The following is a 12,460-nucleotide window of genomic DNA, read 5'->3' as shown; positions in this document are numbered from 1 at the left end:
TTCGTCATCATCTGCACCTGATTGTCTCTGTGAGCCATCATACACTCAAAGTCAGGTGGCCAGATTCACTGTGCCACTACACTCGACGCCGCCGCCCTCGTACATCCACAGCATGAATTCTTCCGGCGTCAGGCCGCTGGAGTGCCCGGCCAGCAGCGCTGCCGTCGGGTCAGTTCCGTAGTCATAGTTGATGTAGTTATGGCTGATCTGTGCGACACCGGACTTCACGGTATTGGTGACACGCAGCGCGCCGCCCAAGGTGCCGCCGGGGAACACCTGGATGCTCACATCACCATCGGTCAATTCGTTTGCATAGTCCGCGAAGGTTTTGGCATCCCGTTCAAGCCAGGGCCCACCGCCCCACGGTGTCGCCATCTTCCACTCGATGTCCGCCGCCTGAGTCGTGGCAGTCGCCAACAGGCTGGCAGCGATACCCATGCCGAGGAGCTGTTTCTTGAAGTTGTACATTATTGTTTTCCCGTAATTATTTTAATTAGCGCGCAATGCCATGCGCACCTGCAGGCGAATGCCTGATGCAGGCTGAGGACGGATACACGCCCAGTGGGCAGCCACTGTCGATTGCGCATTCGCCTTTACAATTGCATATATGCAATATTGGGTCAAATATGGATATCAGGCTCGACATTTTTCTCATGGGAGCCCTAAATGGACGCCATCATGGCGCTCATGCCTCTCCCTGTCGCAGCATGACCTGAAAGCTCGTGCTCTTGCGCTACACCGGCATAGGCAGCGACAGACGCCACCCCAGCAGATGAACACGATGGAGCACGCTGACATGACACCCCACCAGGAAACGCCGATCGCCCTGAAGCACCGAGAACGCAAGGCAGGCGCCATTGGTGACAATCTAAAGGCACTACGCAAGGAGAAGGGGCTGACCATCGCGGCCGTGGCCAGCGCGTCAGGTATCTCGGCGGCCAGCGTGTCGAGAATCGAGAATGGACGCATCTCACCGACCTTCGAGGCGATCGTGAACCTCGCCAAAGGCCTGAAGGTGGATGTCAGCGAGCTGTTCTATCACACGGAGGACACGTTATTTCGGGGGTGGCTCGCCTTGACGCGAGCGCAGGAGGGAGACGTCATCGAGACGCCCAACTACCGCTATCGACCGCTTTGCAACAATGTGGCGTCCAAGGAATACATGGTATTGGAAACCACCGTGCTCAATCGCAGTCTCGAGGAGTTCGGCGGCCTGCAAAAACATTCCGGCCAGGAACAGATCATCGTGACCAGCGGCGAGGTGACGGTCTGGACCGAACTCTACGACCCCATCCTGCTCAAGGTCGGTGACAGCCTGGCCTTCGACAGCACCCTCGGACACGCCATCACCTACAACGGTGACACCCCGGCGACCATGACCTGGGTTTGCAGCGCCTACGCCTGAGAATGCTGCCCGAGCCTGACCTGCGTCGGCAGCCTCGCCATGTCATAACGTGGACGACAAGCACAAGAAAGGGCCTCACTGGAGGCCCTTGTCTTTGGTCTTGCTGTCTGACGTCTGACCATGCGGCAGAAATCAGCGATTGAGAATGATGGCCGTGATCGCGCCACCCGCCACCGCCGCCAGTACATAGCGCCCGTCGATGTTGAGCCAGCGATGCCCACGCGGCGGCTTGGATAGGTGGTGATGGTGCCAGTCCTTCACCCAGTAGCGGCTGTCGGAATAGTAATGACGCGGCAGATGATCGCCACGGCGCCACTGGTGGTGGCGTCGCGCCTCATGACGGTGGCGTTCATGGTGACGCTTCTGCTTATAGTGCTTCTTATGATGTTTTCCGTGATGATGGCCGCGGTCGTGGTGGCCATGCCCACGGTCATGATGCCCATGGCCTCTATCGTGCGGTCCTGCCTGAGCCAGCGGGGCTCCCAGCAGCGTGAATATCATCATCAGAATGGTCAGTGTGCGCGTTCGCATGGCTGGCCTCCTCGCCGTGCCCCGCCGCCAATCACAGCGCCGGGAATCATGTTGGGGGCTTCCTGGTTAGGAAACAGTGTTGCGCAACCTTAGCGAGAACCGAGGAAGCCCGCAAGATGTCTCATTTTTCTCGTTCTTTGTCGTTATTTCGTGCACTTTCTGTCGCATTACACCGAACTCGATGTCGCCACTGGCCAACACCCTCCTTTATATGTCGCCACTTCTATAACGCCCTTTTCATAGCGACTCGGCTTTCGCTGACCTCTTCATTACCCTTCCGCCGGCCCACTTGTCGATTCGACTCTCGAGCCTCGATCAGGAGACTGCTGAGGCATGGCAAGAAGGCGCGATATCTGGCCCCCACTCGCACCACATCGGTGCAAGACCACCCTCAAAGATGGGGGATATCTGACCTTGGATCGTTGTCCGTTTAGCCAGGACACAATGCTTCAGACACCGAACGAGGTGTGAGAACGGAAAAATTCACATTGATGAATCGTGTCATTGAACCGAGACACTCCCGCGCAATCCCAGATTTCATGGGGCCTTCAGCGCATTCCTGAGGTCAATAGCCAGGATCACTCAAAGGCATAGCCCAAAGTTCAAGCACGCGGGCTTTGCGTTTTGATGACCATTCACCGATCATTTGCACCAAACCTGAGTAATTTGATCGATAATAGACGATCTACCCTCGTCATCGCCGACAGGGTCGCCAAGGCGGCTGCGTGACATCTCGGGTAGGAGCAGCAAGACAAGCCGTAAAAAAACAGGAGCCAATCATGGCCAGTACTGCGCCAGATTTGGACCGGCAGATCGCCCATATGGACGATGAGCTACTGCCGGTGCCACGTCACAAACTGCATCGGTGGCCGCACTTTGCCGGTCTCTATGCCGCAGAGCACGTTGCCGCGACCGAATTTGTCATCGGTGCCACCTTCGTGGCGCTCGGTGCGGGTATCTGGGATATCCTGCTTGGCCTGCTGATCGGTAATGGCCTCGCAGTGCTCAGCTTCTGGTTGATCACGACGCCAATCGCGATCGAAACCCGTCTGAGCCTCTTCACCTATCTTCACCGTATTGCCGGTGATTCGATGTCACGGCTCTACAACTGGGCCAACGTGATCATATTCACCGCCATCTCGGCGGCCATGATCACCGTTTCCGCCACGGCGGTCAGGCTGCTGTTCGACATTCCGGCCCAGACCCAGTCCTACCCCACCAGCTTCGAGTTCATCCTGCTGGCACTGGCCGTTGCCGCCATCGTGGTACTGGTTGCCGTCTATGGCTTCAATGCCCTGACCGAATTCGCCAGCATCTGTGCTCCCTGGCTGATGTTGATGTTCACCGTCGGCGGCATGGTGCTGCTGCCGGAGCTGACCGAATCCGTCACCGGCGAGACCACTCTTGACAGCTTCGCCACCTTGATCGAAGTCGGTGGCAGTACGGTATTCACCGGAGTCAACTCGCAAGGTGAAGCCGGCATCGGCATCTGGGAAGTCATCGGCTTCGCCTGGGCGGCCAACACCTTCTCTCACTTCGGTCTGATCGACATGGCGCTGCTGCGCTATGCCAAGCGCATGCGCTCCGGTCTCGCCACCAGCACCGGCATGATGTTCGGCCACTACGTCGCCTGGATCTCCGCCGGCCTGATGGGCGCGGCCACCGCTGCCGTCGCCGGCATCAGCATCGATGTGCTGGAACCGGGTGAAGTGGCACTGCACGCCTTGGGTGCCGCAGGCTTCGTGATCGTGGTGGTCGCAGGCTGGACAACCGCCAACGCCAACCTTTACCGCGCGGGCCTTGCCGCACAGTCGGCGATGCCGAACCTGTCGCGCAACAAGGCGACACTGGCCGTGGGTATCTGCGTTGCCGTGCTCAGCTGCTTCCCGTTCGTCTATCGCAGTATGCTGCCGCTGCTGACCTATGCGGGTCTGGTGCTGGTGCCGGTCGGCGGGATCATCTTCGCTGAGCATCACCTGTTCCCGAAACTCGGCTTCAGCCGTTACTGGGCACGCTACAAGGGCGTGAAGCACAACACGCCGGCGCTGGCGACCTGGGCGCTGTCTCTGATCTTCGGTTTCGGCCTCGAGATGGTCGATGTGATCCCGTTCTACTACCTGTTCCTGCCGACCTGGTTCGTCTCCATCATTCTCTACACCCTGATGGCCAGATCTGCCGGTGCTGCCGCCTCCTACCCGAAAGCCGAAGCGGCCGAGCGGGAATTCCAGGAGCGTGTCGAAGTCCTGCACGCCAAGCAGGCCGAGACCATCAACCAAGCACCGGTCAAGGACACTTCGGGCTTGACCAAGGTCATCAAGGCCATCTGGATGGTGCTGGGCCTGGCGGTACCGTTGGTCCTCGCGCTGCGCGTGCTGTTCGGCAGCCCCGACCTGGCCAGCTACGAAGCGAATCGCGAGCTGTTCTATGACGTGACCATCTGGTCGACGATCATCTACTTCATCTTCGCGTACTGGGAACTGCAGCGCAGCAAGGCGCTGTTCAACAAGCAGTCCCCGAAGCAAGCGGCCACCGCTAGCTGAGTCGGCAGGGGCCAGCCCCTGCCATGCCAGCGGCGAAGGAAGCCTGAATCACGCGGGTGACCTTCGCCGCTGGCCGTTACGACCTACCCTTTCTCTACCCATCTCGACTCGACCGCGACACGCGGCAGGAGACCTCCCATGACCCGTCTCTCCAATGCCAGTCTGACTCAGCTGGACGCCAAGGTAGCCACTCCGAACTATGATCGCACTGCAGTCAGCGCCGGTATCGTCCACTTCGGCGTGGGCGGTTTCCATCGTGCGCACCAGGCCATGTACCTCGACGAGCTGATGAATCAGGGCAAGGCGCTGGACTGGGGCATCGTCGGCGTCGGCGTGATGCCGGGTGACCGCCGCATGCAGGAAGCCCTGGCCTCGCAGGACCACCTCTACACCGTGGTACTCAAGCACCCGGACGGCAACTATGAGCCGCGCGTGGTGGGTTCCATCATCGATTACCGCTTTGCCCCGGATTCTCCGGAGGCCGTCATCGAGCTGATGGCTGACCCGGCGATCCGCATCGTCTCGCTGACCGTTACCGAAGGTGGCTACAACTTCCACCCGGTCAGCGGCGAATTCAATCTCGAGAACGCCGACGTCCAGCACGACCTTGCCAACCCGGGGGAAGCCAAGACCAGCTTCGGCCTGATCACCGAAGCCCTGGCACGTCGTCGCGAGCGTGGCGTCGCCCCGTTCACCGTGATGTCCTGTGACAACATCGAAGGCAACGGCAACGTCGCTCACAAGATGTTCACTGCCTACGCGCGTGCACGTGATGCAGAACTGTCGGCATGGATCGAAGCCGAAGTGCCCTTCCCCAACTCCATGGTCGACCGCATCACGCCGGTGACCACGCCGGCTGACATCGAAGAGCTGTCCTCACGATTCGGCGTGGAAGACGCCTGGCCGGTGGTCTGCGAGCCCTTCACCCAGTGGTTGCTGGAAGACCACTTCGCCAATGGCCGCCCGGCCTTTGAAGATGCCGGCGTGCAGCCGGTGGAAGATGTCGAGCCCTATGAGCTGATGAAGCTGCGTCTGCTCAATGCCGGTCACCAGGCGCTGTGCTACTTCGGCTATCTGGCCGGCTATCGCTACGCGCATGAAGCCTGCAACGACCCGCTGATCGTCGACTTCCTGCTCGGCTACATGAACGAGGAAGCTCGCCCGACGCTGGCCCAGCTGCCGGGTATCGATCTCGACGCTCATTGCCGCACGCTGATCGAGCGTTTCGCCAACCCGGAAGTCAAGGACACCCTCGCGCGTCTGTGCGCCGAGACCTCCGACCGCATTCCGAAGTTCCTGATCCCGGTGGCACACGTACAACTCAAGACCGACGGCAAACTGCGTCGTACCGCAGCCGTCGTGGCCAGCTGGGCGCGTTATGCAGAAGGCGTGGACGAGCAAGGCGAGACCATCGAGGTGGTCGACCCGCTGAAGGACGAGCTGATGGAGCGTGCCAGCCGTCAGCGCGAAGAGCCGACTGCCTTCCTGGACAACCGCGAACTGTTCGGTGACCTGGTCGATCAGCCGCGCTTCCGCGATGCCTATCTCAAGGCCCTGAAGAGCCTGCACGACAACGGCGCGCGCGCCACGCTGGAAATGCTGGTGGCAGACGCCAAGTAAGCATGGCGGTGAAGGGGCTCACGACAACGTGATGCCCCGCCAGCACCCGCAGAAAGACAAAAGCGAGACAGGCAGCCGCCTGTCTCGCTTTTTTTGTGCCTCATGCCACGCCCTTCTTTATATCAGCGCAACGGTCCACAGCCCCGCCAGCATGATGACGATGCCGATCCACTTGGCAATGGCCGCTCGCTCGCCCAACCAGAGTACCCCGAGCATCACGCCCAGTGGGATCGACAGTTGACGCATCGCCACGACGAGGCTGACCTCCGCCGTCAACGTCATGGCAACCAGCACCAGTCCATAGGTCGCCATCACCATCACGCCGGTCAACACCATGCTGCCCCGCTCCCCCCGCCATAGCGCGGGCAGGCGGCGACGCTCTGCCGGCAGCAACATCACCAGCAGCGCGCCCCAGGCGACGGTCATGATGGCCTGCAACACCAGAAAGACAGCGCCCGCCGAGGTGGGCGAATAACCGACACTCACCATGATATCCAGCGCCTGCTTGTCGATCAGCGAATAGCCGGTGGTGCCGACTGCTGCCAGCAGCGCGAACCCCAACGCGGGCGTCAGGTAGGTCGAGGGGCGCAGGCCCTGCGGACTGCTCAAGGGCAGCACCAACGCGCCGAGCACGATCAGCCCCATACCAACAAGATCCAACGCCGTGAGCGCCTGACTGCCCAGCAGACTCAGCGACACCAGCGGCACCAGCACCACCGGCAAGGCCCGCGCGATGGGGTACAGCACACTGACCTCGCCGCGCGAATAGGCCCAGGCAAGTCCGCCCATATAGAGCACCTGACAGAGTCCGGTGGCCACCAGCCAGCCCCAGAATTCACCGGGCAGCACGGCAAACGACGGCCCCAGCCCCAGCAGCGGCGCAAAGATCAGCGCACCACTGGCCATGGCCAGCATGAAGAAGGCCAGCGACGGCGCCCGCCCCTTGCCGAGCAGATTCCAGCCGGCATGCAGACAGACCGAGGTCAGGATGAGTCCCAGCGCCAGTGGGCTCAAGAGGCACTCACGGCAATCGAGTGGGCTTGGGCTTGGGCTTGGGCTTGGGCTTGGGCTTGGGCTTGGGCTTGGGCTTGAGCTTGAGCCTGAACATGAGACTGGGCCTGAGCATGAAATTGGGCGTGAGACTGAGCTTGCCCGTGCATGGAGACGGGCATGCGGAGAGACATGTGGAGATAACGGGCTTTCAGGGCAACCAGGCGGCAATCGCCAATGAGCATATGTCCTTACCTTTCGCGAGAAGGCGCCAGCCTCCGGGCCTGGTACAAGAGCCCGGGGCTGGTGCCTGAAGGGGTGGATGGAAATGGTAGTCAAGGTGGGTGAGCGAGGTGACAGGCAGTGCAGCGCCAAACATGGCGTCGCCCCGTCACCAGGCTGTCAGGGGCGCTCGCCACGCGCCAGACGCGCCTCGATCTCGCGGATCACCTCGGGCAGCTGCGCGATGGTGTCGATCATGAAGTGTGGCCCGGATGGCGCGAACTGAGCTTCGATGGCGCTGCGCCTTTCGTTGAGCTCTGCCTCTGACAGGGCCATGAACGCCGCGTGATCCAGCCCCATGGCGTTGCCGGAGCAGGTCAGCGCGACCGTCCACATGCCGGCACTGCGACCTTCCAGCAGCCCCGGCGCCGTGTCATCCACCTTCACGCAGGCCGCCACGTCAGTGATGCCCAGCGCGATGACATTGGCCAGAGACTGCGCCGGAGAGGGCCGCCCCTTGGGCACCTCATCGGTGGCCACGACATGGTCCATCACCAGTCCATTGCCCTTTCCTCGTGCGACGACCTGCTCGAGCACCTCGCGGGGGTAGCCGGAGCAGGAGCCGATCTTGATGCCCTTGTCGCGCAACCCGTTGATGACCTCGAGCGAGCCGGGAATCAGTGCGGAGTGCGCCCCAATCTTGTCGATCTGCAGCGGCATGAAGCGCTCATAAAGCGCCGTGACATCGGCATCACTCGGGGCGTGGCCACAGGCCGACTCGAAACGGGCCGCGATCGCAGGGTCATCACACAGGGTGCGGATGTGTTCCCATTTGCCCATGCCCATCGGGCCGCGCGCCTCTTCCAGACTGATGGCCACGCCGATTTCCGCGAAGGCCTCGACGAAGATCTGGGTCGGCGCGAAGGAGCCGAAATCCACCAGGGTGCCGGCCCAATCGAAGATGGCAGCCTGCAGACGATCCGGGGTGTGATATTGCATGTCAGTTCTCCAGTCAGTTGAGTGCGACAGCGTCAGCGCACGGGCGGGCATCGTCGATACCCAGGGTGGCCAGCGCGTCATCCACGGCGGCCAGAAGTTGATCCATCACGCGGACATCCAGCTGCCCGATGCTGCCGATGCGAAAGCTCTCCACGTCGGTGAGCTTGCCCGGGTAGATGATGAAGCCACGTGCCTTGAGCTCGGCGTAGAAACGGGAAAAGTCGAAGTCCGGGTGTGCCGGGCTCAGGAAGGTGGTGATGATCGGCGACAGCCAGGCATCGTCGAGCAGAGTCGTGAAGCCGCGCTGACGCATGCCTGCCACCAGTCGCTGCATGTTGGCGTGATACCGGGCGTGGCGACCCGCGACGCCGCCCTCCTCTGCGTGTTCCTTCAGCGCCTGGTGAAACGCCGCCACCACGTGAGTCGGCGGGGTATAACGCCATTGTCCAGTGCGCTTGAGGTACTGCCATTGATCGTGCAGGTCCAGCGACAATGAGTGGCTACGCCCCTGTGCCGCCTGCAGCGCATCACGCCGAGCGATCACGAAGCCGAATCCCGGCACCCCTTCGAAGCATTTGTTGGCCGAGGAGATCAGCGCCAGAAACGGAATACGTTGCGCATCGATCTCCAGTGCCCCGAAGCCACTCATCGAATCGAGGATCAGCTCACGGCCGTGTGCTGCCACCACCTCGGCGATGGCCGCCACCGGATTGAGCATCCCGGAGCTTGTCTCGCAGTGAATCATGGCGACATGGCCGATCTCGGGCCTTGCCGCGAGTCTGTCGGCCACGGCCTTGGCACACGGCGCCTCGGCATCGCCCCACGCCAGCACGTCGCAGTCGCGCCCCATGCGGGTCAGCAGACTGACCAGCCGCTTGCCATAGGCGCCATTGACCAGCACCAGCGTCGTACTCGTCGGCTCGATCAGACTGCCCAGCGCCGCCTCGACCGCGAAGGTACCGCTGCCCTGCATCGGCACGCACTCATGGTGCTCACTGGCATTGGCACAGCGGAGCAACTGCTGGCAGATCTCGGCGGTCTTGGTGTTGAAGTCCTGATCCCAGGAGCCCCAGTCCTTCATCATGGCGGCCTTGACGCTCTCACTGGTGGTCAAGGGACCGGGAGTCAGCAGGTACGGATGTTGAATGCTCATTGGTATATACCAGTTAATTTGCACAAAAAAAAGACGGCCAACGGCGTAATCAGGTCGCCTGTCGCCAGCGTTGGGCACGGGTCAACAGCAGATGACTGACCACCGCATGCAGCAGCTTGACGCCCAGACAGGTGAAGAAGATCAGTACTGCCATGGCGGCCGCGCTGGCGAAGTGCCCGGCTTCGTCGAGATGCATCACCGCGATGGAGGCCAGTCGGGTATCGCTGTTGTAGAGAAATACCACTGCCGAGACGGTCGTCATCGCGTTCATGAACAGATAGGCCGAGATATCCAGCACTGACGGCAGGGACACCGGCAAGGTGATGCGGCAGAAGGTCTTCCAGAACGGCACCTTGAGTGAGGCACCGACCGCCTCGAATTCCCCATCAAGCTGCTTGAGCGCAGTCACCGAGGTCAGGTGGCAGACGGTATAGAAATGCACCAGGGTGTTGAGCACCAGAATCGCGAAGGTGCCGTAGATCCAGTTCAGCGGGTTGTCGGCCTGGTTGAAGTAGAAGATGTAGGACAGACCCAGCACCATGCCCGGCACGGCCATCGGCATCATCGCCATGAAGTGCAGCCCCTGGCGCAGCGGGCGATAGCCCTGACTCTTCTCGGTCAGCCAGGCGTTGAAGAAGATGACCAGCGTGCCGATCAAGGTGACCCAGAAGGCCAGCGTCAGCGAGTTGAGCCACGCGTCCCAGCCACCGCCCGCCAGCGCCTTGAAGGCGTAGTGATCGAGGGTCAGGCTCAGGTTGTAGGGCCAGAACTGCACGAGCGAGGCATAGATGGCGGTGCCGATCACGGCCAGAATCGCGGTGGCCACGCCATAGCAGAGCAGCGCGAAGACCCAGTCACGCAGCGGGTTTGGTGTCGGCTGCCAGGGCACGGCGCGCGCCGAGAGCTGCGCGACCTGACGGCGCTGGATCCAGCGGTCCACCGCGAAGGACAGCAAGGCCGGCAACAGCAGGATGACGCTGACCACCGCGCCCATCTGGAAGTTCTGCTGCCCCACCACCTGACGATAGACATCGGTGGCCAGCACACTGAACTGCCCGCCGATGATCTTCGGCACGCCGAAATCGGTGATCGCCAGCGTGAAGGCCACGAAGGCACAGGAGATGATGCCGTAGCGCGCGCCCGGCAAGGTGATGGTCAGAAAGCTGCGCCATTTGGGCGTTCCCAGCGCATCCGCGGCTTCATAGAGACGGGCATCGCTGTTGCTGAGCGCCGTCATCATGATCATCAGCGCATGCGGGAAGATCCAGAAGGTCATGCCCATCACGATGCCGATGGGGCCGTAGATGCTCTCCCCCAGCAGCACATCCTTGAACCAGCCCTGATTGCCGAACAGATACACCAGACTGATGGCTGGCAGCAGTGACGGTGCCAGTAGCGGCAGGATGGACAGCATGCGGAAGACGCGCTTGCCCGGCATGCAGGTGCGGGTGATGCCATACGCGCACAGGAAGGCCAGACTCACCACCGTCAGGGTACTGATCAACGCGATGCTGACGGAATTGATGATCGAGCCGACCAGCGCCGGCGTCTGCACATAGCGCGCGAAGTTGGCCAGGCCGACGAAGTCGCCGCTGCGGTCCTGCACGCTCTTGATCAGCATGGTAGCCAGCGGCAACAGCAGCCCGATGACCAGCAGCGCCAGGGCCAGCAGCAACATCAACAGACGCAAGCCGGACTCGCCTGACAGCCGACCCGACAAGGGCAATGCGCGCGCCATCATGCCTGCGCCTCCACCAACGGATACAGGCGGATCGCCTCGGACGGCAGACGCACACCCACCCGAGCACCGACCCGCACGCCCAGTGACTCACTGTCCTTGAGCGCCACATCCGCCGACAGTGTCTGCCCACAGCCCTCAAGCCTCAGAGTGATACGCAGGAAGGCGCCGAGAAACTCGACGTGCTCCACCTGCGCCGACAGCCCCTCCCCCGCTGAGCACAGCGAGACGGCTTCCGGACGAATGGCCAGACGTGCCTGATCCAGCCCCTCAAGGCCATGCGCCGCGCATTCCAGCCGCTGCTGGCCCAGACGCAGGGTACTGGCGTTCTCGGGACAGCATTGCAGGAAGTTCATGCTGCCGATGAATTCGGCCACGAAGGCACTCGCCGGCTGACGGTAGATCTCGGCGGGAGTGCCGATCTGCTCGATCACGCCATGGTTCATCACCACGATGCGGTCCGCCATGGCCAGGGCCTCTTCCTGGTCGTGGGTCACCATGATGGTGGTGACGCCCAGCCGTGCCTGCAGTGCCTTGATCTGACTGCGCAGATGCAGACGTACGCGCGCATCCAGTGCCGACAGTGGCTCATCGAGCAACAGCAGCCCCGGCTCGGTCGCCAGCGCCCGCGCCAGTGCCACGCGTTGCTGCTGCCCCCCGGACAGGGCCGCCGGATACTTGTCTTCACTGCCGGCCAGGTCCACCAGGGTGAGCAGCTCCGTCACGCGACGGCGCATCGCATCACGCGCATCGCGCCGATTGCGCAGCCCATAGGCCACGTTGTCGAACACGGTGAGATTGGGGAACAGCGCATAGGACTGGAAGACGATGCCGAAGTCGCGCGCCTGCGGCGGCAGCCGCGAGATGTCCTGGCCGCGCTGGTGGATGGTGCCTTCGCTCTGGGGCGCAAGCCCGGCGATGGCGCGCAGCAAGGTGGTCTTGCCACAGCCGGAGGGGCCGAGGAAGCACACGAATTCGCCTTCGCGAATCGCGAGGTCGATCTCGCTCAGGGCCGTGAACTGGCCATAGCGCTTGGTGAGGCCGCTGATCTTGAGGTGAATGCTGCCTGACGACGCAGAACACGAGACGGGTGCCTGAGGCGCTGCATCACGCGCAGGTGCCCGGGCTGCAGGGGCGGATACCGCGCGAGGCGGGGCGCCGGCAGTCGATGGCGGCGCTTGACGCGAGGCGTGATGACGCGGAGGTGCGGTCACAAGAGACATGCGAGAAACTCCCGACCCCGGCGCAAGGCGCCGGGGCAA

10 protein-coding genes are annotated in these 12,460 nt (G+C 62.2%); 3 read left to right on the top strand and 7 right to left on the bottom strand.

The annotated features are described in order from the left end of the window. Positions 1-51: 51 nt before the first annotated feature. Positions 52-468: a type 2 periplasmic-binding domain-containing protein gene (locus tag QQF40_RS03390; protein WP_285460400.1), complete on the bottom strand. Its 417-nt coding sequence runs from the start codon at positions 466-468 to the stop codon at positions 52-54. A gap of 328 nt (positions 469-796) precedes the next feature. Here QQF40_RS03390 and QQF40_RS03385 point away from each other — a divergent pair, with 328 nt between their 5' ends. Then, positions 797-1,405, top strand: coding sequence for a helix-turn-helix domain-containing protein (locus QQF40_RS03385; protein ID WP_285460399.1), 609 nt, complete (start codon positions 797-799; stop codon positions 1,403-1,405). 132 nt (positions 1,406-1,537) lie between these two features. Here QQF40_RS03385 and QQF40_RS03380 read toward each other — a convergent pair whose 3' ends face one another. Then, complete coding sequence (locus QQF40_RS03380; RefSeq protein ID WP_285460398.1) at positions 1,538-1,936, bottom strand: RcnB family protein; 399 nt, start codon at positions 1,934-1,936, stop codon at positions 1,538-1,540. Between the two features lie 779 nt (positions 1,937-2,715). Between QQF40_RS03380 and QQF40_RS03375 the strand changes: the two genes are divergently transcribed. Both QQF40_RS03375 and QQF40_RS03370 read left to right on the top strand, forming a co-directional pair. Further along, complete coding sequence (locus QQF40_RS03375; RefSeq protein WP_285460397.1) at positions 2,716-4,476, top strand: purine-cytosine permease family protein; 1,761 nt, start codon at positions 2,716-2,718, stop codon at positions 4,474-4,476. 138 nt (positions 4,477-4,614) lie between these two features. Continuing rightward, positions 4,615-6,096, top strand: coding sequence for a mannitol dehydrogenase family protein (locus QQF40_RS03370; RefSeq protein ID WP_285460396.1), 1,482 nt, complete (start codon positions 4,615-4,617; stop codon positions 6,094-6,096). A gap of 117 nt (positions 6,097-6,213) precedes the next feature. Here the strand turns inward: QQF40_RS03370 and QQF40_RS03365 are convergent, their stop codons facing one another. The 5 genes from QQF40_RS03365 to QQF40_RS03345 all read right to left on the bottom strand — a co-directional run bounded on the left by QQF40_RS03365 (position 6,214) and on the right by QQF40_RS03345 (position 12,421). Then, positions 6,214-7,110: an EamA family transporter gene (locus QQF40_RS03365; RefSeq protein WP_285460395.1), complete on the bottom strand. Its 897-nt coding sequence runs from the start codon at positions 7,108-7,110 to the stop codon at positions 6,214-6,216. A 378-nt stretch (positions 7,111-7,488) separates the two neighbouring features. After that, entirely contained in the window at positions 7,489-8,307 is an 819-nt protein-coding gene (phnX, locus tag QQF40_RS03360) for a phosphonoacetaldehyde hydrolase (RefSeq protein ID WP_285460394.1), read from the bottom strand. A 13-nt stretch (positions 8,308-8,320) separates the two neighbouring features. Continuing rightward, entirely contained in the window at positions 8,321-9,460 is a 1,140-nt protein-coding gene (locus QQF40_RS03355) for a 2-aminoethylphosphonate--pyruvate transaminase (protein WP_285460393.1), read from the bottom strand. Between the two features lie 49 nt (positions 9,461-9,509). Further along, on the bottom strand, positions 9,510-11,198 hold the full coding sequence (locus tag QQF40_RS03350) for a putative 2-aminoethylphosphonate ABC transporter permease subunit (protein WP_502871413.1): 1,689 nt from the start codon (positions 11,196-11,198) through the stop codon (positions 9,510-9,512). Continuing rightward, positions 11,198-12,421, bottom strand: coding sequence for a putative 2-aminoethylphosphonate ABC transporter ATP-binding protein (locus tag QQF40_RS03345; RefSeq protein ID WP_285460391.1), 1,224 nt, complete (start codon positions 12,419-12,421; stop codon positions 11,198-11,200). The genes QQF40_RS03350 and QQF40_RS03345 overlap by 1 nt, the downstream gene beginning before the upstream one ends. Positions 12,422-12,460 lie beyond the last annotated feature (39 nt).

It is taken from the genome of Cobetia sp. LC6, assembly GCF_030264805.1.
Classification (GTDB): domain Bacteria; phylum Pseudomonadota; class Gammaproteobacteria; order Pseudomonadales; family Halomonadaceae; genus Cobetia.
The sequence above is the reverse complement of the archived record's forward strand: the minus strand, read 5'-3'. Positions and strand labels throughout refer to the sequence as shown.

Bases quoted from the DNA above. Each gene is read 5' to 3' on its own strand.
- QQF40_RS03370 (WP_285460396.1), top strand. From the start codon at position 4,615: ATGACCCGTCTCTCCAATGCCAGTCTGACTCAGCTGGACGCCAAGGTA.
- QQF40_RS03355 (WP_285460393.1), bottom strand. From the start codon at position 9,460: ATGAGCATTCAACATCCGTACCTGCTGACTCCCGGTCCCTTGACCACC.
- QQF40_RS03390 (WP_285460400.1), bottom strand. From the start codon at position 468: ATGTACAACTTCAAGAAACAGCTCCTCGGCATGGGTATCGCTGCCAGC.
- QQF40_RS03345 (WP_285460391.1), bottom strand. From the start codon at position 12,421: ATGTCTCTTGTGACCGCACCTCCGCGTCATCACGCCTCGCGTCAAGCG.
- QQF40_RS03350 (WP_502871413.1), bottom strand. From the start codon at position 11,198: ATGGCGCGCGCATTGCCCTTGTCGGGTCGGCTGTCAGGCGAGTCCGGC.
- QQF40_RS03380 (WP_285460398.1), bottom strand. From the start codon at position 1,936: ATGCGAACGCGCACACTGACCATTCTGATGATGATATTCACGCTGCTG.
- QQF40_RS03385 (WP_285460399.1), top strand. From the start codon at position 797: ATGACACCCCACCAGGAAACGCCGATCGCCCTGAAGCACCGAGAACGC.
- phnX (WP_285460394.1), bottom strand. From the start codon at position 8,307: ATGCAATATCACACCCCGGATCGTCTGCAGGCTGCCATCTTCGATTGG.
- QQF40_RS03375 (WP_285460397.1), top strand. From the start codon at position 2,716: ATGGCCAGTACTGCGCCAGATTTGGACCGGCAGATCGCCCATATGGAC.